Source organism: Paenibacillus beijingensis (assembly GCF_000961095.1).
GTDB classification, from domain to species: domain Bacteria; phylum Bacillota; class Bacilli; order Paenibacillales; family Paenibacillaceae; genus Paenibacillus_O; species Paenibacillus_O beijingensis.
In genome coordinates this window covers 1,225,122-1,246,800 of sequence record NZ_CP011058.1, presented here as the reverse complement: position 1 = coordinate 1,246,800, position 21,679 = coordinate 1,225,122, and the positions used below count along the sequence as shown (strand labels likewise).

21 protein-coding genes are annotated in these 21,679 nt (G+C 56.0%); 19 read left to right on the top strand and 2 right to left on the bottom strand.

Going from position 1 to position 21,679, the window contains the following annotated elements; genetic code table 11:
- Positions 1-24 precede the first annotated feature (24 nt).
- From VN24_RS05775 to VN24_RS05700, 16 genes are all read left to right on the top strand, one after another.
- Positions 25-1,335, top strand: a complete 1,311-nt coding sequence (locus tag VN24_RS05775; RefSeq protein ID WP_193790098.1) for a Zn-dependent hydrolase — start codon at positions 25-27, stop codon at positions 1,333-1,335.
- 77 nt (positions 1,336-1,412) lie between these two features.
- The gene (locus tag VN24_RS05770) at positions 1,413-2,735 is read left to right on the top strand and encodes an amidohydrolase family protein (protein ID WP_045669613.1); all 1,323 of its coding nucleotides are present in this window, start codon (positions 1,413-1,415) and stop codon (positions 2,733-2,735) included.
- A gap of 27 nt (positions 2,736-2,762) precedes the next feature.
- Positions 2,763-3,866, top strand: a complete 1,104-nt coding sequence (gene hisC, locus VN24_RS05765) for a histidinol-phosphate transaminase (RefSeq protein ID WP_045669612.1) — start codon at positions 2,763-2,765, stop codon at positions 3,864-3,866.
- 3 nt (positions 3,867-3,869) lie between these two features.
- On the top strand, positions 3,870-5,015 hold the full coding sequence (locus VN24_RS05760) for a glycerol dehydrogenase (protein WP_274520420.1): 1,146 nt from the start codon (positions 3,870-3,872) through the stop codon (positions 5,013-5,015).
- Positions 5,016-5,038: 23 nt separating this feature from the next.
- Positions 5,039-6,619 (top strand): xylulokinase, encoded by a 1,581-nt coding sequence (locus VN24_RS05755; RefSeq protein ID WP_045669610.1) that lies wholly within the window; start codon positions 5,039-5,041, stop codon positions 6,617-6,619.
- 185 nt (positions 6,620-6,804) lie between these two features.
- The gene (locus VN24_RS05750; RefSeq protein WP_045669609.1) at positions 6,805-7,911 is read left to right on the top strand and encodes an NAD(P)-dependent oxidoreductase; all 1,107 of its coding nucleotides are present in this window, start codon (positions 6,805-6,807) and stop codon (positions 7,909-7,911) included.
- A gap of 336 nt (positions 7,912-8,247) precedes the next feature.
- Positions 8,248-9,840 carry a PTS sugar transporter gene (locus tag VN24_RS05745; protein WP_045673014.1) on the top strand — a complete coding sequence of 531 codons (1,593 nt, stop codon included), beginning with the start codon at positions 8,248-8,250 and terminating at the stop codon, positions 9,838-9,840.
- Complete coding sequence (hisJ, locus tag VN24_RS05740) at positions 9,837-10,652, top strand: histidinol-phosphatase HisJ (protein WP_045669608.1); 816 nt, start codon at positions 9,837-9,839, stop codon at positions 10,650-10,652. The genes VN24_RS05745 and hisJ overlap by 4 nt, the downstream gene beginning before the upstream one ends.
- Before the next feature lie 338 nt (positions 10,653-10,990).
- Positions 10,991-12,184, top strand: coding sequence for a M20 family metallopeptidase (locus tag VN24_RS05735; protein WP_045669607.1), 1,194 nt, complete (start codon positions 10,991-10,993; stop codon positions 12,182-12,184).
- A gap of 206 nt (positions 12,185-12,390) precedes the next feature.
- On the top strand, positions 12,391-12,990 hold the full coding sequence (gene hisB, locus VN24_RS05730; protein WP_420798602.1) for an imidazoleglycerol-phosphate dehydratase HisB: 600 nt from the start codon (positions 12,391-12,393) through the stop codon (positions 12,988-12,990).
- A 124-nt stretch (positions 12,991-13,114) separates the two neighbouring features.
- Positions 13,115-13,777 carry a HutD/Ves family protein gene (locus tag VN24_RS26195; protein WP_052702810.1) on the top strand — a complete coding sequence of 221 codons (663 nt, stop codon included), beginning with the start codon at positions 13,115-13,117 and terminating at the stop codon, positions 13,775-13,777.
- A 518-nt stretch (positions 13,778-14,295) separates the two neighbouring features.
- Positions 14,296-14,847, top strand: a complete 552-nt coding sequence (locus VN24_RS05720) for an SLOG family protein (RefSeq protein ID WP_045669605.1) — start codon at positions 14,296-14,298, stop codon at positions 14,845-14,847.
- An 83-nt stretch (positions 14,848-14,930) separates the two neighbouring features.
- Positions 14,931-16,598: a PhoX family protein gene (locus tag VN24_RS05715; protein ID WP_045669604.1), complete on the top strand. Its 1,668-nt coding sequence runs from the start codon at positions 14,931-14,933 to the stop codon at positions 16,596-16,598.
- Positions 16,599-16,703: 105 nt separating this feature from the next.
- Complete coding sequence (gene tatA, locus VN24_RS05710; RefSeq protein WP_045669603.1) at positions 16,704-16,910, top strand: twin-arginine translocase TatA/TatE family subunit; 207 nt, start codon at positions 16,704-16,706, stop codon at positions 16,908-16,910.
- A 1-nt stretch (position 16,911) separates the two neighbouring features.
- On the top strand, positions 16,912-17,640 hold the full coding sequence (tatC, locus tag VN24_RS05705; RefSeq protein ID WP_045669602.1) for a twin-arginine translocase subunit TatC: 729 nt from the start codon (positions 16,912-16,914) through the stop codon (positions 17,638-17,640).
- A gap of 473 nt (positions 17,641-18,113) precedes the next feature.
- Positions 18,114-18,296, top strand: a complete 183-nt coding sequence (locus VN24_RS05700) for a hypothetical protein (protein ID WP_045669601.1) — start codon at positions 18,114-18,116, stop codon at positions 18,294-18,296.
- Positions 18,297-18,370: 74 nt separating this feature from the next.
- On the opposite strand, the gene VN24_RS05695 is transcribed toward VN24_RS05700, so the two are convergent.
- Both VN24_RS05695 and VN24_RS05690 read right to left on the bottom strand, forming a co-directional pair.
- Positions 18,371-18,886: a dihydrofolate reductase family protein gene (locus tag VN24_RS05695; RefSeq protein ID WP_045669600.1), complete on the bottom strand. Its 516-nt coding sequence runs from the start codon at positions 18,884-18,886 to the stop codon at positions 18,371-18,373.
- Between the two features lie 14 nt (positions 18,887-18,900).
- A complete protein-coding gene (locus tag VN24_RS05690) occupies positions 18,901-19,773 on the bottom strand; it encodes an alpha/beta fold hydrolase (RefSeq protein ID WP_045669599.1) in 873 nt (290 codons plus the stop codon).
- A gap of 138 nt (positions 19,774-19,911) precedes the next feature.
- Between VN24_RS05690 and VN24_RS05685 the strand changes: the two genes are divergently transcribed.
- The 3 genes from VN24_RS05685 to VN24_RS05680 all read left to right on the top strand — a co-directional run bounded on the left by VN24_RS05685 (position 19,912) and on the right by VN24_RS05680 (position 21,657).
- A complete protein-coding gene (locus VN24_RS05685) occupies positions 19,912-20,331 on the top strand; it encodes a winged helix-turn-helix transcriptional regulator (protein WP_045669598.1) in 420 nt (139 codons plus the stop codon).
- Between the two features lie 313 nt (positions 20,332-20,644).
- On the top strand, positions 20,645-20,806 hold the full coding sequence (locus tag VN24_RS27625) for a hypothetical protein (RefSeq protein ID WP_158453651.1): 162 nt from the start codon (positions 20,645-20,647) through the stop codon (positions 20,804-20,806).
- A 65-nt stretch (positions 20,807-20,871) separates the two neighbouring features.
- Positions 20,872-21,657 carry a cyclase family protein gene (locus VN24_RS05680; protein WP_238590837.1) on the top strand — a complete coding sequence of 262 codons (786 nt, stop codon included), beginning with the start codon at positions 20,872-20,874 and terminating at the stop codon, positions 21,655-21,657.
- Positions 21,658-21,679: the final 22 nt, after the last annotated feature.

Below are 21,679 nucleotides of genomic sequence, written 5' to 3'. Positions count from 1 at the left end.
CGGATGACGAAGGAGAGGGCATGCATGACGAAAGCAGATCCAGGCATAACGCAGCGTGGAAAAAATGAAAAAACAACCGTGGCGCAGCTGCGCGTGAACGCCGCCCGGATCGCGCGGACGATTGAGGAGCTCGGCGCTTTTGGCCTTAACGCGGCGGACGGGCTGGACCGGACGACGTTTACGCCGGCCGAGCTGGCCGCGCGCGACTGGCTGAAAGCAAATCTGCGCGAAGAGCTGCATCTGGACGTGCGCGTCGACGAAGCGGCAAACATCTGGGCGCGGCGCGACGGAAAGAACGACAAGCTGCCCGTTATCGCGTTCGGCTCCCACATCGACACGGTGCCAAACGGCGGCAAATACGACGGCGCGCTTGGCGTCATTTTGGCGATGGAGGTAATGGCGGTGCTGGAGGAAAACGGCATCCTTACACGTCATCCGCTGGAGTTGGTCTCGTTCAGCGCCGAGGAGCCGAACCCGTTCGGCCTGTCGACCTTCGGCAGCCGCACCGTTGCGGGCAAGCTGCGCCGCAGCGATCTGCAAGGCGTCGCGAACGATCAAGGTGAGCTGCTGACCAACGCGCTTGCGGCCGCCGGCGGCGATCCCGCCCGCTACGAGCAGGCAAGGCGCCGGCCCGAGGAACTGGCCGCTTTTCTCGAGGTTCATATCGAGCAGGGGAAGCGGCTCTTGGAACGTGATATTCCGGTCGGGGTCGTGACGGCGATAACGGGCATTTACCGCGAGGAAGTGACCGTGCTGGGCGTGGCGAATCATGCCGGCACGACATTGATGCACGACCGCTGCGACGCGCTGATGGCCGCTTCGGAGATCATGCTGGCGTTCGAAGCGGTATGCCGTGAGCATCCGGCGCCGGAGACGGTCGGCACGGTGGGCAAAATCGCCAATTATCCGAATGCCGCCAACATTATCCCGGGCAAAGTGCAGTTCCACCTGGAAATCCGCGGCAAAACGCGCGCCGAAATCCAGGAAGCGCTTGAGGAGTGGGAGCGGCGAACGGCTGCCGTTTGCATCCAAAGAGGGGTGCGCGTAGAGCGCAAGCTGCTGCTCGATCAGCACCCGGTGTCGATGGATACGCTCATGCAGGACATCTGCGCGCAGCAGGCGGAGCTGCTTGGCTACCCGCATTTTTCGCTAGGAAGTATGGCCGGGCACGACGCCGCGCATATGGCGGCATTAACCCGCTCCTGCATGCTGTTTGTGCCGAGCCTCGATGGAAAAAGCCACTGTCCCGAAGAGGAAAGCCGGACTCACGATATCGAGAAAGTTGCCAATGTGCTGCTGCATGCGATTTTGGCGCTGGATGAAGAGCTGAAATAAATGATGAATATTTAAGCTGGGGGCATGCTTGCGGTTTGCAATCAGCCGATGGGTCAACAGTTAAGGGGGATTTTGTAATGGCGGAGCTGTACCTGGCCGATTATGTCTATTTAAACGGCGCTTTTCAAAAACAAGGCGCATTGCTGGTCGAAAACGGAATGATCACCGATACGGGCGACGCCGAAGACTTGCTGCACCGTTACCCGAATGCGGACCGGGTCCACTGGGAAGGGCAGGCGATCGTTCCCGGCACGGTCAATGCGCATAACCATTCCTTTCAGAGTCTGCTGCGCGGCATCGCGATCGACAAGCCGTTTCTCGAATGGCGCGATCAGGCGCTGTACAAATATACGCCGCTGCTGGACGAAGAAGCGGTTTATACCGGGGCGCTGCTGGCATTCGGCGAGATGCTCCGCTACGGAGTGACGACGGTCAGCGATTTCTTTTATGTACACAACGGGGGTACCGCATACGACGAAGCTGTCATTCAGGCGGCGAAAGACCTTGGCATCCGCCTCGTTTTTGCGCGCACGATGTACGACTGGGACGGCGCTCCGCCCGCTTACCGGGAAACGGTGCCGGATGCGGTGGAGCGGACGCGGGCGCTGGCGAAGAAATACCAAGGCAATCCGATGGTGACGGTTCATCCCGCTCCGCACAGCCTGCACGCGGCTTCGCCGGAGATGATTAAAGCCGGACACCGTCTGGCCGTCGAGCTCGATACGCCGTTCCATATTCATGTGGCGGAGGAAATGTTCGAGGTGGAGGAGACGCTGCGCGATTACGGCCTTCGCCCGATTCATTATCTCGATTCGCTCGGCGTTCTCGACGAGCGGATGATCGCGATCCATCTTGTATGGCTGGACGATTCCGAAGTAGAATTAATCGGAGCGCGCCGCGGCTCGCTCGCTTATTGCCCGTCGAGCAATATGTTTCTCGCCGACGGGATCACCCGCATTCCCGACCTCGTGAAGGCGGGCGTCAACGTGGCGCTCGGCACCGACGGCGGCTGCAGCAACAACCGGATCAGTGTCTACGAAGAAATGCGCATGTGTGCGCTGCTGCAGAAGGTGGCCCGTCTGGACGGCACGTGCATCACGGCCGGGCAGGTGTACCGGATGGGGACGGAAAACGCCGGCCACATGCTGCGGCTGCCGGTGGGAACGCTCGAAGCCGGGAAATGTGCCGATTTTAACGGAATCGACCTGCACGATTTATCGCTTGCCCCAAGAAATGAGCTGTTCGCCAACATGGTGTACGCCATGCAGCCGGGGGCGATTACGAACGTCGTCGTGGCCGGCCGTTCCGTCTTCGACAAGACCGGCATCCGCACGGTGAGCGAGCGCGAAATCGGCCGCAAGGTCGAGCTTTTGTTCGAAAAGTGGTCAAAGATTTCATAATCGTATAGGATATTAGGAGGCATTTCCATGTCAACCGAGCTATGGCGCCAAGATGTAATGAAGCTTCAAACTTACGTTCCGGGCAAATCGATTGAAGAGGTTAAAAAGCAGTTCGGCCTGAGCGAAATTACACGGCTCGCTTCCAACGAAAATCCGTACGGCCCTTCTCCGAAAGCGGTCGCCGCGATGCAGGCGGCTGCAGCCGAAAGCCATTTGTATCCCGAGTCGACAAGCGCCGAGCTGCGCGCCATGCTGGGGGAGCAGTACGGGGTCGATTCCGCGCAAATTTTAATTTCCAACGGCGCCGACAACGTGCTCATGCTGATCGGACAAGCCTACATCAATGCCGGGGACGAAGTCGTGTACTGCGTGCCGACGTTTCCCGTTTATCGAACCTCCACGGTCATGATGGGCGCCGTGCCGGTCGAAATACCGCTCACCGGGGATCACAAATTCGACCTTGACCGCATACTCGGCAGCATTAACGAACGGACAAAGCTGGTCTATATTTGCAATCCGAACAACCCGACCGGCACGATAGTGGGCGACGGCGAGCTGGAATCGTTTCTGCGCAAAGTGCCAAGCCATGTCGTCGTCGTGCTGGACGAAGCGTACGTGGAATTCGTGGAGCTTCGGGACTACCGGAAGGGCATTGAATTTATTAAAAAAGGATATAACGTCATTTCCGTTCATACGTTTTCCAAACTGTACGGACTCGCCGCCGCGCGCATCGGTTATGCGATTGCTCCGCCGGAAGTGCTCGCTCCGCTGCTTGCCGTGCGCGAGCCGTTTCCGGTCAGCCGGATGGCGGTCGCCGCGGCGATCGCCAGTCTCGAGGATACCGAATACCGCGACTTCATTCTCGCCTCCAACCGCGACGGACTGAAATATTTGCAGCGGGAAATGACGGCGCTTGGCTTCGATGTGCCCGATTCCTATTCGAATTTTCTGTTTGCCGATACGAAGCGTGAGGCTGCTCCGATCGTCGAGTCGCTGCTGCGAGCCGGTTTTATCGTGCGTCCCTGCAAAGGATGGGGTTATCCGAACCATATCCGGGTGACGGTCGGCAGTCCGGAACAAAACGAAAGGTTTATCGCCGCGCTTGCCGAAATAGTAACGGGACAAGCGTAGGAGGTGTGCACCATCAGTACGACACAGAGTAACAGCCAAGAAAAAGCACAGGATCGCCTTATTATAATGCCGACGCAATACCGCCAAGGCGCAGGAACGATCGGCGAGCTGCCCGAGTGCGCCGCAAGATACGGAAAGCGGGTACTGCTGCTCGTTACCGGGAGCGGTTATAACCGTTTGGATAAAACGTGGCTGAGCCGGTGGGACGATCTGGGTCTCAGCGCCCACTTCCTCACGTTCGGCGGGGAGTGCAGCAACGCGGAAATCGGGCGGATCGGACAAGAGACCTCGGAGCACCGGGCGGACGTCATCGTCGGCATCGGCGGCGGCAAGCTGCTGGACGCGGCCAAGTCGGCCGCTTACCGGCTCGGTCTGCCGGTCATTATCGTGCCGACGGTCGCATCCAGCGACGCGCCCTGCTCCGCTCTGTCGGTCATTTACGATGACGAGGGGCGGGTCGTGCAGCTCGAAACCCATCCGCACAATCCGGAGCTTGTGCTCGTCGATACCGAAATAATATTGCGGGCGCCGCTGCGGTATTTTGCCGCCGGCATGGGGGACGCTCTCGCAACCGGTCCCGAGGCGCTCGCTTGTTTGCATGGCGGCGGGAAGACGATTCTCGGCCGCTATCCGACCCAGCTGGGCACGGCGGCCGCCGTTCTGTGCGACCGCATTCTGGCCAGCGACGGGGTGCAGGCGCTGCAGGATGCGGAGCGCGGGCTGCTGACCGGCGCTTTCGAACGCGTCGTTGAGGCCAATACGCTGCTCAGCGGCATCGGCTTTGAAAGCGGCGGGCTCGCCGCGGCGCACTCGCTGCATGACGGCTTGACGGAGCTGGCCGAATGCCACCATTTGCTGCATGGGGAGAAGGTCGGTTTCTGCACCGCCGTGCAGGCGGTTCTGCTCGGGCAGACCGGCGAGGCGGAGCGGTTTTTGCAATTTTGCCGGTCGATCGGGCTTCCTTTTTCACTTGCGGGGGTCGGTCTGGATACGGAAGGGAAAGAGCTGCGGGCAAGACTTACGCTTGCGGCCCGCCGCGCCCTGCAGCCGGAGGAAACGATTCACAGCATGGGCAAAGCGTACACGGCGGCCAACCTTGTTGATGCTTTTACCGAAACCGATCAAATCTCAAAGGCTCTGTTTGCCTGAAGCCGGACGACGGAGGCGATGAGATGAATGGAACGCATGAGATGAAGAGAACAGGTCAGATGAACAAGATGGATCAGATGAAGATAACCGGTCGGTTGAAAAAAACGATGGTCGTGACGGATTTGAGCACCAGCGCGGTCAAAAGTTATTTGTACGATTGCGATTCGGGGGCAGTTTTGGCGGACAGCCAGGTGGAAATTCCACTGAGCGTCCCGGAAACGGGCGCGGCCGAAACCGATCCGTCCCTTTGGTGGGACGGGCTGTGCCGGACGGTTCGGGAGCTGCTGCAAGGGCATGACGGCTCGCAGGTCGAGGCGATCGCGATTACCAATCAGCAAATCACATGCGTTTTTTTGGACGAAGACGGGCAGCCGGTCGCTCCCGCGCTCCTCTGGATGGACACGCGCTGCACGGAAGAGGTCGAGCGGCTTCTGGTCCGGTGCGCGGAAGAAGGTATGGGCAGCGGCTGGCTTACCGAGACGACGGGCATTCCGCCCTCGGACAGCTGGGGACTGGCGAAGCTGCTGTGGCTGCGCAGTCGCTCTCCCGAGCTCTACAAGCGCATCCGCCGGGTCGCATCCGTCGACGCTTATATATTGGACAAGCTATGCGGCCGTTTCGTCACCGATGAAACGAACGCTTGTTTTTTTCATTTGGACATTCGCACCCGCAAGCCCGCTGCAGACATGCTCGCGTATTTGAATGTCGATGTGGAGCTGTTCCCCGAGGTAGTGCCGCCGGGAACGGTCGTCGGCTCGCTTGGACCGGAAGCCGAGCGGCAAACCGGCCTGCCCGCAGGCCTCACCGTTGTCGCCGCCGCGTCGGACCAGCCGTGCGCGATGCTCGGTATGGGCGTCGGCCGCTCCGGAGAAGCCGTGGTCAATCTGGGCACCGGCACGTTTGTAATGGCGCCGACAGTCGCCCCGCTTGCCGACGGCCGCATGATGACCAATATTTCCGCGCTTCCTTCACAGTGGCTCATGATGGGCACCCACTATTTGACCGGCGGCGCGATGAGCTGGCTGCGTAACATGCTTGCCGCTGCGGGCTCGTCTGCCGGATTTGCCGATCTAAGCGACAGCGCGGCGCATGTCGGCCCCGGATCGGACGGACTGATTTTTCTGCCAAACTTAAGCGGTACGGGCACGCCGCGCTGGGACCCGGATGCGCGCGGACTGTTTGCGAATCTGGGCCTGCACCACTCTTTAGGACATATGGTGCGGTCGGTGATGGAAAGTACGGGCTACGGCATACGCGGCATTTTGGATACGTATGCCGAAATCGGCATACGCTTCGAGCGCATCGTGATGGCGGGCGGACCGACCGCATCGGATGTTTGGCGCCAGTCGCTCGCCGATATTTTGCAGCGGCCGCTCGAGCTGTCGCCCGTCCGCGAAGCGACCCCGCTCGGGGCCGCCATGCTGGCCGCCGCGGCGGTCGGCCGGTTCGCCGGTGTCGATGAAGCCGTCCGCGCATGGTCGCATCCGGGGGTGGTCATTCACCCGAGGCGGGAGTTTGCCGCAGTGTATGACAAGTCGTACAAACATTACTCGGCATGGCTGGACGCGGAGGCTTCCGTGCGCAAGCGGATGGAGGCTGAATAACGTAAGTCGAACATTGGGGCGAATAACGCAAGTGGACTCACGCAGTTGGAAAGTCGTATAGCGTATCTCAAGTCACGTATCTCAAATCACGTATCTAAGTAACGTACGCATCCATAACCATGCGTCGAAACACGTAATTCAAATCAAACACTCGAATGAACCGATAGGAAAGGCTTGTGAACAGGATGGAACATCAACCGAAAGTTGTCGTTGTCGGCGACGCGCTGCTGACGCCCGAATTTTTGGCCGAAAGTTTTGCGCCGCTTGCCGAATCGGGCTGGGAGGTCGTGCCGTGCCGATTCGGACCGGCGACGCTGCATGAGCTGGATGAGCAGCTGCTTGTGCTCGAGCGCGAAGGAGCCGACGCGCTGCCGGCGCCGGAGGAGCTGGACGCGCTCCTCGCGGACGCGGATTTGCTCATCGTTCATATTTGTCCGGTGAGCGCATCGCTGCTGCGCCGGCATCCGCACCTGCTTGCCGTCGGCGTCCTGCGCGGCGGATATGAAAACGTCGATGCCGCAGGGGCGAGGGAGCTGGGCATCCCGGTCATTCACACGCTTGGACGGACGTCGGAGGCGGTGTCGGATTTTACGATCGGCATGATGCTGGCCGAAATCCGCAATATCGCCCGTTGTCACGCCGACATCCGCGGCGGCGGCTGGCCGAAGGAATTCCCGAATACGGGACGCATTCCCGAAATGCGGGAGCTGACGATTGGTCTCGCCGGTTTCGGCGAAATCGGCCGCCTCGTCGTGAAAAAGCTGGGCGGCTTCGGCTGCCGGGTTCAAGTGTACGACCCGTACGTGCCGGATGAAGCCATCGCTCAGAGCGGCGCGCATCCGGTCGGACTCGACGAGTGGCTCGCCACCAGCGATATTGTCTCCCTGCACTCCAGGCATAGCGCAGGCAGCCCGCCGCTGCTCGGGGCGGACGAGCTCGCCCGCATGAAGCCGGGCGCTTATTTGATCAATACGGCGCGAGCCAGTCTGATCGATATGGAAGCGCTGGCCGCTTCGCTGCAGGAGCGCCATCTTGCAGGTGCGGCGCTCGATGTGTTCGATTCGGAGCCGCTCGCGCCCGGCCATCCGCTTCTCGCGCTTGACAATGTGACGCTGACGAGTCATATTGCATTTGATACCGAAGCGTTTTACAAGCGTTCGCCGTTTCTGTGGTGGTCCGGCATGAACCGGCTGCTCGAAGGCGCCGATAAGCGCGTTTGGATCAATAAGGACGAGCGCGCGGAAGGGCGGCTCGAACGCCTCGGTAAGCTGTGGCCAGCGGCGAACGGCTAGAGGCGAAACCGCCCGGCACGTCGTCTTCGCGATCGGCGAAAGGCTGCATGAAGATTTCTACTTGAGCGTAACTGCAAATGTGCAGTTATTATCGATCGAAATCGCCTATCCGGAGGGAAAGCTTGCAATTGCGCAGGTATTCCCGGCTTTACTTGTCTGAACCGAAATTGGACCGGCAAAAAATGTATATCCGCATCAATTTTTTCCTGGAGGTTAAATAATAAGGAAAATGATGTACGAATGCAGGTATTTTCAAAAAATCGCTTCGTACATACGCTTAGCAAAGCTTATGCTTATGAAGTGTTTTTGCTCCGCAAAAACTTGAGGAGGATGGCCATGACCAAAAAAGTGGCGGTGCTGGGCAGCAGCGGCGGTAATTTGTTCCACTCGGGCGGCAGCGATCCGGTCAGTCTGCTCCGCGAGATTCAGACCCAGTGCCGCGCGGCGGACATCACCGTGCAGGCCGTTCAATTCATTGCCGCCGAAGGGTCCATGGACCATCTGAAGGGCTCGACGCCCGCTGCGATGTATGGGTGGAACGCGGCGTCGGAAGGCTTTGAGCGGTTGGCTGGCGGCACTCTGGCTGAGATAAACCGCGAAGCGGCGGCACTTGATGAAGAGATTGCCCGGATGATTGAAGAAGGCGAGATCGACGGCCTGATCCTGATGAGCGCCGATCCGAGCGGCGCGAACCGCCGGGCGGTCGAAGCGGCGGCTAGGCGCCAGCTGCCGGTTGTGGGCACGGGCGGCACTTCGATGGCAACGGTAAAAAGCAAGGGAGCGAACGTGATCGCTTTTTCCGGCACGACGGGCACGACCAATTTGACCCGCGCCGTATCGTATGCGATGGCGCTCAGCCGCTATTGGAAGCTGCCGTACCGGATGGCGTCGGGGGACGGCGGGATCGGCGGGAGCAGCGGCAGTGGCTGGAAACGGGTAAAGATCAGCGGCATTATGACGTCGTCGATGCCCGCTTTTATCGCCGTGCTCGTCATCATGTCGCTCGCGAAGCTCCCTTTTCTAAGCGGGCTGCAAGATGCGGTTCTCATCCTGTCGGCGCTGCCGCCGGTCATCCTGGCCGCGCTTGCCGCGCGGAAAGTGGCCGATCTCGGCGAAGTGACGCTGATCGCGGGCGTCACCGCCGGTTTGCTGTCCGTTCCGGGCGGCATTATCGGCGCCATCATTGCCGGTCTTGCCGCCGGCTGGCTCGCGCCTTGGACGTTCCGGCTGTGCACGCAGCGCAATTTTCCCGCTACGACGGTCAACATTACCGCCGGCGCATTGTCCGGCCTTGCGCCCGGCCTGCTCATTCTATTCGCGCTCGGGCCGCTTACAACCGCTGCGGCTAACGGCATCCGTCAAGCGCTGGAGGCGCTGCTGCAGCTGAATCCCGCAGTGATCGGCCTCGGCTTCGGCCTTCTCATGTGGCCGGCGATTATGCGCGGATGGTATCACGCGACGGTGCTTCCGCTCATTTTGCTGGAGATGGAGAAGGAGGGCAACAGCTTTTTCGGGGCGCTCGATATGGCAGGGCTGGTCATGGTTTCCGCGGGGATATTGCTCGCCCGGATTGCCTTTCCGGCAGCGCCGGAAGAGCGCAAACCGCTTCTGCGGCCGCTTTGGATGAATATCGGTTTCGGTACGTTTATCGAGGCCTCCTACCGCTACATGAAGGAAAATAAATTCGTTCAAGCCGGCGCAATCGTCTCTTCCGGTCTGGTGGGGATGATTGCCGGGCAATTCGGCTTGAAGTCGACCGCTTACGTGCCGTCCTACGCCGCTTTGCTGCTGAGCAATGATGCTCCTCGTTTTTTGCTGGCGATGGCGGTCGGTCTGCTTGGAGGGTTTATCGCCGCTTCGGCAGCCAATTTGGCGCAAAGAAGGAACATGTTCACATTAACGACTGACAAAAAGGAGGGAAGCGGATGACGCTCAAATGGGATGGACATACGCACACCCGCTTCTGTTATCACGGCAATCCGGCGGAGCTGTCCGAATATGTGGAGCGCGCCATCGAGCTTGGGTTTACGCGGTATTCGGTGACGGAGCACCCGCCGCTGCCGGACGAATGGGTAGTGGACCCGGCGCTGATGGCCGAGCTTGCGATGCCGATGGCCGAGCTGCCGGAGTATTTTGAATATGTACGTGAAGCAAAAGAGCGGTATGCGGACCGGATCGAGATTACGGTCGGGCTGGAGATGGATTATCTGTACGGGAACGAAGCCTTTTCCGATGCAATGCTGGAACCGTATATGGATGTGCTGGAAGATGTCGTCGTTTCCGTCCATTATCTTCCCGGCATCGGCGGCATGCGCTGTGTCGATTTTACCGCCGATGATTTCAGGGAAACGCTGCTTCCTTACTACGGCTCGATGGACCGCGCTGCGGAAGCCTATTTCGACCATATCGAAATGTCGATCGCCTGGGCGGCGAAGCTGCCGATGCGCAAACGGATCGGGCATCCGCTGCTCATCACCAAGTTCTCGCAAGTGCTTCCCGCCATCGACGAAGCGCTCATCCGCCGGCGGCTGGAAAGACTCGTGCCGCTGCTGAAAGAAGCCGGGATCGGCGTCGATGTCAACGTTGCCGGGCTGCGCGTTCCGACCTGCGGCAGCGCTTATGCGCCGGAGTGGTTTATCCGGCTGTGCCGCGAGAACGGGATCGAGACGGTATACGGCTCCGATGCTCATAAGCCGGAGCATGTGGGTGCTAACTGGGAGTATTATGAAAGTGTGCGGTGAAAAAGGTGGGCGCTGCGCGGGCGGGTTTGATCTTACGATCGCCTCCGTCCCCGGATTCCTTTGATTCGATAACCCTTGATAAGGGTGGAATCCGGGGACAAAAGCGAAGCATATGCTTATGAAGTCCGCTTTCTTCCAGAAAGCTTGTAGCTAACGCTTCTCCAGATTCAACCCCGCCCGCTCCGCTGCTAAATCGCCGCACTTCTTTAAAGGGCGGATGGTAGGCCGCTGCGCGTGAATTTCGCTTGCAGACTAAACCGAGAAAAACCGGAGAGTCCGGGAAGTAGGCTGCTTCCTGATTTGATCATTCAGAAGAACACTAGGACAGGAGGCACGTCATGCTGACTGCGGAAGAACAGGCGCTGCTGGAACTTATCGACGCCGGTGAGCTGACCGCTTTGCTGCAGCGGCTCGTCCGGATCAACAGTGAGAATCCGCCGGGCCGCGAGCGGGCCGTTGGCCGGGTCGTCGCCGAAGCGCTGGAAGCGGCAGGCTGTCAGGTGGAGCTGCAGCCGGTGGAAGGCGAGCGGTTTAACGTGATTGCCGTACTCGAAGGGAAGCGACCGGATAAGCTGCTGTTCAACGGCCATATGGACACCGTTCCGGCGGGAAACGCGAAGCTGTGGCGGGACGATCCTTGGAGCGCAGTTATCCGGGACGGACGGCTGTACGGGCTCGGCTCCTCGGACATGAAGGCCGGGCTGGTTGCAATGATAGCGGCTGTAATAGCGGTGAAGCAAAGCGGAGCTGCGCTAGAGCGGAGCCTGATGTTCGCCGCCGTAATCGATGAGGAAGTGTACTTCAAAGGGACGAACGCGCTGCTGGCGGAACAAAAGCTTGCCGGCTGCGTCATGGCATACGTCTCCGAACCGACGGGCCTTAAGATCGGCAATCGCTTGAAAGGGTCGCTCGAATTTTCGGTGCGCACGACCGGACGCAGCGCGCATGCCGGCATCGCGTTTGCGGGCGACAATGCGATCTACAAAATGGGCCGTTACTTGGAGGCGCTGCGGCTGTACAACAACTCGTTAAAGGACCGCATGGACGAGCCCGTTCTCCGCTACCCCACCGTTAACGTCGGGAAGATTCAAGGGGGCGTCGGCGTGACGCTCGTACCCGACGCTTGCGAAATGGAATTCGACCGGCAGGTGATGCCGACGGAATCAATCGCTGAGGCCGAGCGGGAAATCCGCGACCTGACGGAGCGGGTGAATGAGGCGGAAGGCATCGGGGCGGAGCTGACGCTGAAGCAGCCGCTTAACAATTGGTCGGTGGACGAATCGGAAGCTGTTGTGCGCGGGCTTTCAGGAGCGCTTCAGGACGCAACAGGGAGAAAGCCCGAATTCACCGGCTTTAACGGCTACGCCGAGGTGGAAATGCTCGCAGCCGCCGGCATTCCTTCGGTGCTGTTCGGACCGGGGAGCATCGACGTCGCGCACGCTCCTGACGAATATGTGCCGCTTGATGAGGTGCTGCAAGCCGCAAAAGTGTACGCGCTGCTCGCTTACCGGTTTGTCACCCGGACGGAGTAGGGAGCTGCGGATTTGAACGTGGCCAAATGGATTGGCTGTATTCTGCACGCGGCCGCCCATCCCTGAAATCCAGAATTGATCAGAGGAAGCTTTTATTTAGTTACCAGTTAATAGAAGAAAGCTTTGCAGAGGGAAAATCCACTCGGATTTGCCCTTTGGGGCTTTCTTTTTTTTCGATCCATTTTATCCAAAAGAGGAGAATGACGATGAACGAAGCAACCGTAAGACAAGCGGCGATCAGCCGTACAACCGGAGAAACCGATATCCGCATCTCTTTTTCGCTTGACGGCACGGGGCAGTGCAACTTGCAAACAGGCGTACCTTTTCTCGACCATATGCTGCACTTGTTCGCCGTTCACGGCAAGTTCGATCTGGACGTCCATGCCAACGGGGATATCGAAATCGACGACCATCATACGGTGGAGGATATCGCGATCGTGCTGGGCGGATGTCTCAGGCAAGCTTTAGGCGACAAAAAAGGAATCCGGCGTTACGGCAACGCTTTTGTTCCGATGGACGAAACACTGGCGCAGGTCGTCATCGACGTGAGCAACCGGCCGCATCTGGAATACAGGGCGGAATATCCTTCCATGCAGACGGGCCGTTTTCAAACGGAGCTGGTACGGGAATTTTTGTGGAAGCTGGCGCTTGAGGGGCGGATCACGCTTCACGTCATCGTTCATTATGGTCATAACACGCATCATATGATCGAGGCGATTTTTAAGGCACTCGGCAGAGCGCTCCGGGAAGCGGCCGGGATTGAGCCGGGCATGACCGGTATCCCTTCTTCGAAAGGCATCTTGTAGATTTCCAATCGCGAATCGTTATAATAGAGAGAACCGCATGAAGGACGGGAAAAAGCGGGTTTGGATTTTGATAAGCACACTGCTTTGACGAACAGGAAGACGAGGAAGAGGATGATGACAGAAGATGCGTGGACAATCATGGGTGCATATCGGACAAGAAAGCCTCTCAACCGACATGTGGAGCGGAGGGACGACGACGCAGCTCGCCATCTATCCGGAAACGGCGGATTATGCGGCCCGAAACTTTATGTGGAGACTAAGCACGGCGACGATTGAAACGCAGCAGTCCGTTTTTACCCCGCTGCCCGGGTTCCGCCGCATCCTGATGGTCCTGAAGGGCGAGCTTGAGCTCGATCACGAAGGCCGTCATCACAGCATGCTGAAGCCTTTCCGGCAGGACCGCTTCGAGGGCGAATGGCGCACGGTTAGCAGCGGGCTGGTGACTAACTTCAATCTTATATTTGCGGAAGAGTGTAACGCGGAGCTAATCTGCCTGGACATTCCTCCCCGCGAGGAAATCTCCCTGGCAGCTCCGCTTTCTTCTCAAAAAGGAGTGACCCGGCTGTCCCGGGTTTTGTATGCGGCGGACGGGGATTTGGAGATCGGAATTGGCGGCGATGGCGGCGGAACATGCTTGTTAAAGGCGGGCGAACTGCTTCTTGCTGCGACGGAGTCGGAGCGTCCGTCCGCCCTCCCGCTTCTAACGATTGTGAACCGGGGCCAGGGCTCGGTTCAGCTTCTTGATGTGCAGATATCGATGCCTCAGCAGATTGGCGAGCAGAGTTAGAGGGGCATTTACTTCGGCAATGGTATCGGCCGAGGCAGCCGTTGATGGGAATCTGGTTATCAATTCCAAGCACGGCAGGACCGAATGACTGCATTCCAAGCTTGCCGTACCCGGTATACTTTCTCGCATCGATACGATAAACTGTTAGCTGCGGACAAAAAAGTCCGCGGCTTTCGGGGTGGGAGCAGCTCTTCCTCCGAGCCTTCGCCTTCTGAAACGGACCTAAAGAATCGTAAAACCGTTATTTCAGGAATAATGAGACTTCTTGAGCGATAACGAACCCTACAATCATTATTTCATCAAAAAACAACCCAACCGAGTCGATATGAATCGAATAATGAATCTACGGTTCGTTAGATCTTGGAACAGGTTCAATAAGTACAAATAACGATGACTCGGTTCGTAAGCTATTTATCCGTATTTGTACCTTATCGATAGCGGGTTGGATAAGCGTTCAATTGCCGTTTTACAGCAGCCGGATTCTACCTTGAAAGATTCTGCAAAGGATTTGATCAAAAATGAAAAACCTGCTCGTGACCGGTTACCGCGCGCATGAGATGAACATTTTCAGCCGGAACCATAAAGGGATTGTCTACATTCAAAAGGCGATCGCCGCCAAATTGATCCCGCTGATCGAAGAAGGATTGGAATGGGTCGTCACGCCGGGCCAGTACGGGGTCGACCTGTGGGCGTGCGAGACCGTCATCGCCTTAAAACAGCAGTATCCCCAATTGAAGCTGTCCATTATTTCGGCTTACCGCAGCCCGGAAGAAAAGTGGAAGGAAGATAAACAAGAATATTTTCACCAAATTTTAAAAGGGGTCGATTATTACGGGTCGGTCAGCAATCAGCCGTACAGCGGGGGTTGGCAGCTCTCGGCCAGAGACGATCTGCTGCTGCGCAAAACGGACGGCATTGTGCTCGTCTACGACGAAGACGCCGGCGCGGGAAGCCCGAAATTTTATAAGGAAAAAGCATTGAAAAAGCGGGACGAGGACGGCTACCGGTATATGAGCATCAGCTCGGAAGACATCCAATTCATTGCGGATGATGAAACTTTACAAATTTAACATATTAGCTTGACCTGGTCTTAACACTTCACCTGTATAGTTCTCTCCGAAGGTAAATTTTATCACTATGGAGAGTGAACAAGTTGAGCAAAAGCATAGACCGCCGCACGTTTCTATCCTATTTAGGCACAGGGGCTGCCGCATTGGCAGCAGCATCGGCCGGCCTCGGTTCATTGGAGGGCAAAGCTTCCGCATCTTCGACAGCCAATCACCTCTTCGGTTTCAAAACGAACAAAGTAAGCGGGTATTTCGAACCGATTACGCCTTCCAAAGAAGACAAGCTTATTCTCCCGAAAGGTTATAAATATGACGTTATCGCCGCGCTGGACGACGTGATCAACAAAGCCGGCGAGAAGTTCGGCGACGGCTCGGACTACAACGCTTATTTCCCGATTAACGGCTCCAATTCGCGCGGCCTTCTGGTCAACAATCACGAATATACCGGCGTATTTAGCATCGGACCTGTGGATGGCAAAATGACGCCGGAACAGGTGCAAAAAAATCTGTACTACCAAGGGATGTCCGTCATTGAAGTATTCCGCGACGAGAACGGCACATGGAAAATGGACACGACGTCCAATTATGCGCGGCGCATCAACGGCTTCACCAATTTTGCGCTTACCGGGCCGGCAAAAGGGACGGCGGCCGTTGGAGGCGCTTCGACCGTTCAGGGCACCTTCGCCAACTGCTCCGGCGGCGTAACGCTGTGGAACACGGTGCTTTCCTGCGAAGAGAACTTTACCGAAACGGCCGAAGCGTCCAATTTGAACGTCACCCATTACGGCTGGGTCGTAGAGATCGATCCATTTAACAAATCCTACCTGAAAAAGCATACGGCGCTTGGCCGTTTCAACCATGAGAATACGGCAATGGGCCTTACGGCGGACGGCCGCGTCGTCGTTTATATGGGCGATGACAAGAAGGACGCCTGCGTCTACAAATTTATTAGCAAAGGCAAGTTTGACCCGTTGAAAGGCCGCGGCAACTCGGCTCTGCTGGAAGACGGCACGCTTTATGTCGCCAACCTTAAGTCGGGCAAATGGCTGCCGGTAACGATCGAGGCCGTTCAGAAAGTGATCAACGACAGCAAGTTCAAGGCGCCGTTCGGCGTATCCACCAAACGCGATGATCTGCTGAAAAAATATCAAACGCAGGCTGACGTCGTTGTATACTGCCAGGAAGCGGCACTGCTCGTGGGCGGCACGCCGACGGACCGTCCGGAGGATATCGAAATTTCCCCGTTCGACAACACGGTATTCATTTGCCATACGAACAACGATATCCATGGCAACATTCACGGCCACATTACGCGCATCTTCGAATCGGGCAACGACCTGGGCGCGCTGGAATTCGATTTTGAAATCTTTGCAGCCGGCGGCCGCCAGTCGGGATTCAGCTCGCCGGACAATCTTGCTTTCGACTCGAACGGCAACCTGTGGGTCGTGACGGACATCTCCAGCGGCAGCCAAAACAAAGGCGTGCACAAACCGTTCATGAACAACGGACTTTTCGTTATTCCGACGAGCGGTCCAAGCCAAGGAACCGCGCTGCAGTTCGCTTCGGGTCCGGTGGAGTGCGAATTGACGGGTCCTTACTTCACGCCGGATGAAAAAACGTTGTTCTTATCCATCCAGCATCCGGGCGAAGAAACGTCGGACCTGAACAATCCGACGAGCCGTTGGCCTCACCGTCCGGGCGATAAAAAGGCCCGCGCCGGCGTCGTGGCAATCAGCGGTTTCAAACTCGGTTAATTAAAGCGGAGCAATAGACCAGCATTATAACGGAATTTTATCATTACCGGCCGGAAGCGGACCTTTCCCCTCCGGCCGTCATTTACTAAGAGGAGCGTGACAGCAATGCCTTTTGGCAATATTGGTATCGGCGGTTTGGTTCTCATTTTGATCATCGCACTGATTATATTCGGACCTTCCAAGCTTCCTGAACTCGGCCGGGCTTTCGGGCGCACATTAAGCGAATTCAAAGGCGCGACCCGCGGCCTGGTAAACGGTGAAGACGACGGCAAGAAAGAATCCGACACGAAGCAGCCGCTTGCTGACAAATAAGATGAAAGACCCGAATGATTTGAATCTGATCGGGCATTTGGAGGAAATGCGGTCGAGGCTTATACGGACGCTGATCGCTTTTTTGGTGTCCATGGCCGCGGCTTTCATCTATGTACGCGACATTTACGCGTGGCTCACACGGGATATCGACCAGAAGCTGGTCGTGCTGGGGCCTTCGGATGTGATCTGGGTCTACATGATGATCGCCGCCATCGTCGCTCTCGCCGTCACGATACCGGTCGCCGCTTATCAAACGTGGAAGTTCGTGCAGCCGGCCGTTCCGTCGGCGGCGCAGCGTGCCACGATTCTTTTTATCCCGGCCATTACGGCGCTGTTTCTCGTCGGCATCAGCTTCGGTTACTTTATTTTGTTTCCGATGGTGCTGCACTTCATGTACGAAATGGCGGCCGACGACTTTGCAGCGATGTACACCGCCCAAAAATATTTCACTTTTATGGTCAATATGACGGTCCCGTTCGGGCTGCTGTTCGAAATGCCTGCCGTCGTCATGTTTCTGACCAAGCTCGGAATCGTGAATCCGGTCAGGCTCGCCAAAGCCCGCAAACTCGCTTACTTCCTGCTCGTCATTGTTGCGGTCACGATTACCCCGCCGGATATTTTATCGGATATTATCGTCATCGTGCCGCTTTGTTTACTGTATGAAATCAGCATCACCATTTCCAAAGTCGTATACAGAAAAAAATTGAGCCTGCAAAATAAAGAAAACTGAAGCGGGCTTCCCAAATACAAAAGAGAGAGCAGCCGCCGGCTGCTCTTATTGTTTTATCCCGTATTCAAGCGAATGTTCTGCGCGAGGCATACTGAATCGTAACTCGAGAACGAACAGAGACGTCGTACAAACGGCGTCTTTTTTTCAATAAGATTAAGAAAGCATAACGTTTCGGCGCGGAAACGGGGTTGATGATGACTGTGAGAAATATAGTGAGGGATGTATGGTACAGGTCACTTGTCAGCATCTTTTGTCCATTCTCCCATCGGCTCAGGAAATTTCTGTTCGGCATGAAAAGCTACCTCTTACGTAGTGCCATTCATCGTGGAGAGGGCTTCGAAGAGGAGCCTTTCTTAAAATATCAGAAAGTATAAAATCTGCTTTTTCCTTTTCTGATATTCTAACGCGAAACTTTTGTTCGCCGATAAGGTCAGCGACAGCCATTTCTGCTCGGTTCCTGAGTTAATGGGAGAGTGAGTCCAAGAGCGAGACGCGGAACCGCAAGTTGCGAAAACGATGCTGCTCAAAGACAAATCCGAATCGAAACATTTGCGGACTTTGGACGGACGATCAACAGCGGCGTTGTTTTTATTCATTTGCCGGGCCCCTCGCTTCCGGACGATTTCGATATCGTCATCGAGCTGGAATTGGAATAGTATTGTGGTCGTCCGTCATGCAATGCCGCACCGTGCGCTGGGAGCTGCGCGCGGTGCAATTAGGCCTCGAGCATTTACCGTTCAAGCGCATAGCGCAGTTGAACGACACCGCTGCCGAGGGGTTTGCAGTCCAGCAATTGCACATGTTTATATTGATAGTTATCTTTGTCGATCACAAGATTTAACCCCTTGCCCTCCATCACAGGCGCCACATTGAAAATCACCTCGTCTACAAGCCCGTGACCCAGAAACGAATTGTGGATATCCGCGCCGGCGCCAATGAGAGCGGTTTGATGGCCTTTTTGCTGCAGGTAATTCAAGGCTTCCTGAGGCGACCCTGCAACCGTTACGCCCGGGATTTCCGCGCCGTTCCTGGAAACGACGACGATATCGATATCGGCAAAGGGACTCGCACCACCACCACCGTCTTCGAGCATACGCTCGAAAGTCCGGCGTCCGACAATGAAATTTCCTGCTGTTTTGGCTTGCGTCGCGAAGTCGTCCAGCGCTTCCTTTTTCGGCGGGTTCTCGGGGCTGGACTGCGCATAATTGCCGTTAGCGGTTAAGGTTGCCCATAAAATCGTTTTCATTATCGAATTCCTCCTCATGTTCTTATCCATACTCTTCGGATTGATGCCGCTACCCGATCCGGCCGATCCTCTTGCACATAGTGTGAGGCGTCGTCCAGGATCTCGGTTTCGCTCATTGGCAGATATCTCTGCCATTTAGCCATCTGTTCGGGCGGGAAGCCGGCGCTGTCTTTCGTGCCCCATAAAATTTGCGCGGGTAAATCGGACAAATTCCACAGCTTCGATTCAATGTCGGCGAGCCATGGCCGCGCCTTGCGGATCTGCCCGGGAAAGACCCATGTCGGTATCCTGGACTTCGCGGTCGGGAACGGGGCGGTATAAGCTTTTCTCAAGCTGTCCGTCACTTTCTCGGCATGGTAAATCCCGCGCGGAACAATGACCTTGGCGAAAAAATTGCGCCGTGTTTGAAGCCAGTACCCGAGTGGCCGACCTCCCATGGCGAGCGAGAACATTTTCATCGGCAAAATTTTTGCCGGCCAGGCCCAGGTGTTCATCACGACGATGCCGCGCAAGTTTTTCCGATGCCGTACCGCGTAGTTCAGGCCGATCGGACCTCCCCAATCCTGAACCACTAGTACAAAATCCTTTAGATCCAAGCGGCGGATCAGATCAAGAACGGCTTCTGATTGCTCTTGCGGCGTAAAGCGATAGCCGGCAGGCGCCTTCGACATGCCGAATCCGGGATAATCCGGAGCAATAAGACGGTATTCCCCGCGCAGCTCTTTGATGACGTTCCGATAAAGATAAGACCACGTAGGGTTGCCGTGCAGAAGAAGAACCGTCGGTCCTTGCCCTTCATCGAGGTAATGAATATAACCGTCACGGTAAGGCAGCCAGCGATCGGTGAATGGGTACTCAATCAGATCGACTTCAAACGGTCTCTCCATTTGTGCATCCCTCCTCTCTGCCACTTTTCAATTTTTTTCCTCTCCTCGATTCCAATCATATTTGAAGTATGGTACATTTGAAAAGTAGTTACAGAAAAGTGCAATAGTTTCAAAAAATGAACTATGGAGGGAAAGCCGATGATGGATCGATCTTGCCCTGGTGCCATTGAACCCATCCTGGAGATTTTGGATGGAAAGTGGACGCTTCTTCTCTTGCTCGAACTGTTTAACGGCACCAGACGTTTTGGGGAATTACGCCGTAAGCTGCACCCCATCAGTCCGAAAACATTGACAGACCGGTTGCGGCTGTTGGAGGAGAAGGAAATCGTCACACGCACGCTTTACCCTGGTGTACCGCTGCATGTCGAATATGACCTTACCGAACGCGGTCAGCGTCTGCAGCCTATTTTTGCCGCGATGTGGACATGGGTTCAGGAGAATGGCGTTTGCCCCAGGAAAGAGGCGGAAGATTTGATCCCCGAAGAAGCGGTGAGTCAAATGAAGGATGCCGTGAACAAAGCGAATGAAGTGCCGGAGCTGAAGGTGACGAAAGCCTAGCGACAGAACGGAAATGAACTTGACGAGCGTAAAGCAAGGTTACCATGGAATTGGGACATCTTCTTTTCTTGGAAATGGGTTTGTGTGGTAACCATCCAATTCGCCAAAAAGAGTCGATGTCCTTTTACAAAATATTTGCAAGAGTCAAAAGTAGGAGGTAGCTTCTCATCCATATGCCGGTAAATATTTCCTGTAGGTGATGCACCTGGTATTTGAAACCTTGATGGAGTAGGGTTACTCCTTGGTATGATCCCTCTTGTGTAGATGGTGAGAATTAAGCTTCTTACTGTAGACACGCAGGAGGGATTTTTTTATGGGAAAATTCAGTACAAGCCTTAAGGAGGCTGGCTTAGTGTTCGAAGCGGTTACTCAAATGATTGCACTGCCCCGCTCAGTGAAGCTGATAGGAGTTCAGGCTGATATTGGTATATCGTTATTAAAATCAGCTCTAAACGTTAACTGTTTAATAGATTAATTATTATGGCGTTTATATGATTAAGGCATCAATACAGGTCAATAAAATTTGGAGGAGTGAGGAGTTTGTTGGAGAGCTTGGTGCAGGGGATAATCAGCGGCGACATTGAAGTTATCGATTTGGCACAGCCTTTGAATGAGCAGACGCCTGTCATTCAATTACCGGAGCCTTTTGCCAATCCCGCAGGATTCAAGTATCATAAACTTTCGGACTATGACGAAGCGGGACCGGCTTGGTATTGGAATGATTTCACGGCCGGCGAGCATGTGGGGACTCATTTTGACACGCCTAATCATTGGATCAGCGGCCGAGGGAAGGACGGAGTGGATACGATGCCCGTTCAGAACATGATCGGCGAAGCGTGTGTCATTAATGTAAAGGATCAGTGCGCAGACAACCCGGATTATTTGTTAACAGTGGACGACATCCTTTCTTATGAATTGAGTTATGGTCGGATTCCTGAGCGTGCATGGGTCATTTTGTATACCGGATGGGGGGAGTATGCGCAAAATCCGGAACAATTTTTTAATATAGGGGAAGACGGTATGCCGCACACGCCGGGATTTACAATGGAGGCATCCAAATTTCTGGCTTATGAACGGAAAGTGTTGGGCGCCGGTGTTGAAACGGTCGGAACGGATGCAGGGATAGCCGGAAGTTTTGACGTCCCCTTCCCCAGTCATCACTACATGCACGAGGTTAACCGTTATGGGTTGGCTCAACTGGCCAATGTTCATCTTCTGCCGGCGCGAGGAGCCGTTATTATTGCCACCCCTCTGAAAATTACGGGTGGAAGCGGGAGCCCGATTCGTCCCATTGCACTTGTGCCAGCGAAGCGGGTCGTTGAATAAGGAAAACGGAAAATAGGATTGT

What these genes read in the sequence shown, in the direction of transcription:
- VN24_RS05775 (WP_193790098.1), top strand. Translation starts at nt 25, where the DNA reads ATGACGAAAGCAGATCCAGGCATAACGCAGCGTGGAAAAAATGAAAAA.
- VN24_RS05770 (WP_045669613.1), top strand. Translation starts at nt 1,413, where the DNA reads ATGGCGGAGCTGTACCTGGCCGATTATGTCTATTTAAACGGCGCTTTT.
- hisC (WP_045669612.1), top strand. Translation starts at nt 2,763, where the DNA reads ATGTCAACCGAGCTATGGCGCCAAGATGTAATGAAGCTTCAAACTTAC.
- VN24_RS05755 (WP_045669610.1), top strand. Translation starts at nt 5,039, where the DNA reads ATGAATGGAACGCATGAGATGAAGAGAACAGGTCAGATGAACAAGATG.
- VN24_RS05750 (WP_045669609.1), top strand. Translation starts at nt 6,805, where the DNA reads ATGGAACATCAACCGAAAGTTGTCGTTGTCGGCGACGCGCTGCTGACG.
- VN24_RS05745 (WP_045673014.1), top strand. Translation starts at nt 8,248, where the DNA reads ATGACCAAAAAAGTGGCGGTGCTGGGCAGCAGCGGCGGTAATTTGTTC.
- hisJ (WP_045669608.1), top strand. Translation starts at nt 9,837, where the DNA reads ATGACGCTCAAATGGGATGGACATACGCACACCCGCTTCTGTTATCAC.
- VN24_RS05735 (WP_045669607.1), top strand. Translation starts at nt 10,991, where the DNA reads ATGCTGACTGCGGAAGAACAGGCGCTGCTGGAACTTATCGACGCCGGT.
- hisB (WP_420798602.1), top strand. Translation starts at nt 12,391, where the DNA reads ATGAACGAAGCAACCGTAAGACAAGCGGCGATCAGCCGTACAACCGGA.
- VN24_RS26195 (WP_052702810.1), top strand. Translation starts at nt 13,115, where the DNA reads ATGCGTGGACAATCATGGGTGCATATCGGACAAGAAAGCCTCTCAACC.
- VN24_RS05720 (WP_045669605.1), top strand. Translation starts at nt 14,296, where the DNA reads ATGAAAAACCTGCTCGTGACCGGTTACCGCGCGCATGAGATGAACATT.
- tatA (WP_045669603.1), top strand. Translation starts at nt 16,704, where the DNA reads ATGCCTTTTGGCAATATTGGTATCGGCGGTTTGGTTCTCATTTTGATC.
- tatC (WP_045669602.1), top strand. Translation starts at nt 16,912, where the DNA reads ATGAAAGACCCGAATGATTTGAATCTGATCGGGCATTTGGAGGAAATG.
- VN24_RS05695 (WP_045669600.1), bottom strand. Translation starts at nt 18,886, where the DNA reads ATGAAAACGATTTTATGGGCAACCTTAACCGCTAACGGCAATTATGCG.
- VN24_RS05690 (WP_045669599.1), bottom strand. Translation starts at nt 19,773, where the DNA reads ATGGAGAGACCGTTTGAAGTCGATCTGATTGAGTACCCATTCACCGAT.
- VN24_RS05685 (WP_045669598.1), top strand. Translation starts at nt 19,912, where the DNA reads ATGATGGATCGATCTTGCCCTGGTGCCATTGAACCCATCCTGGAGATT.
- VN24_RS27625 (WP_158453651.1), top strand. Translation starts at nt 20,645, where the DNA reads ATGGGAAAATTCAGTACAAGCCTTAAGGAGGCTGGCTTAGTGTTCGAA.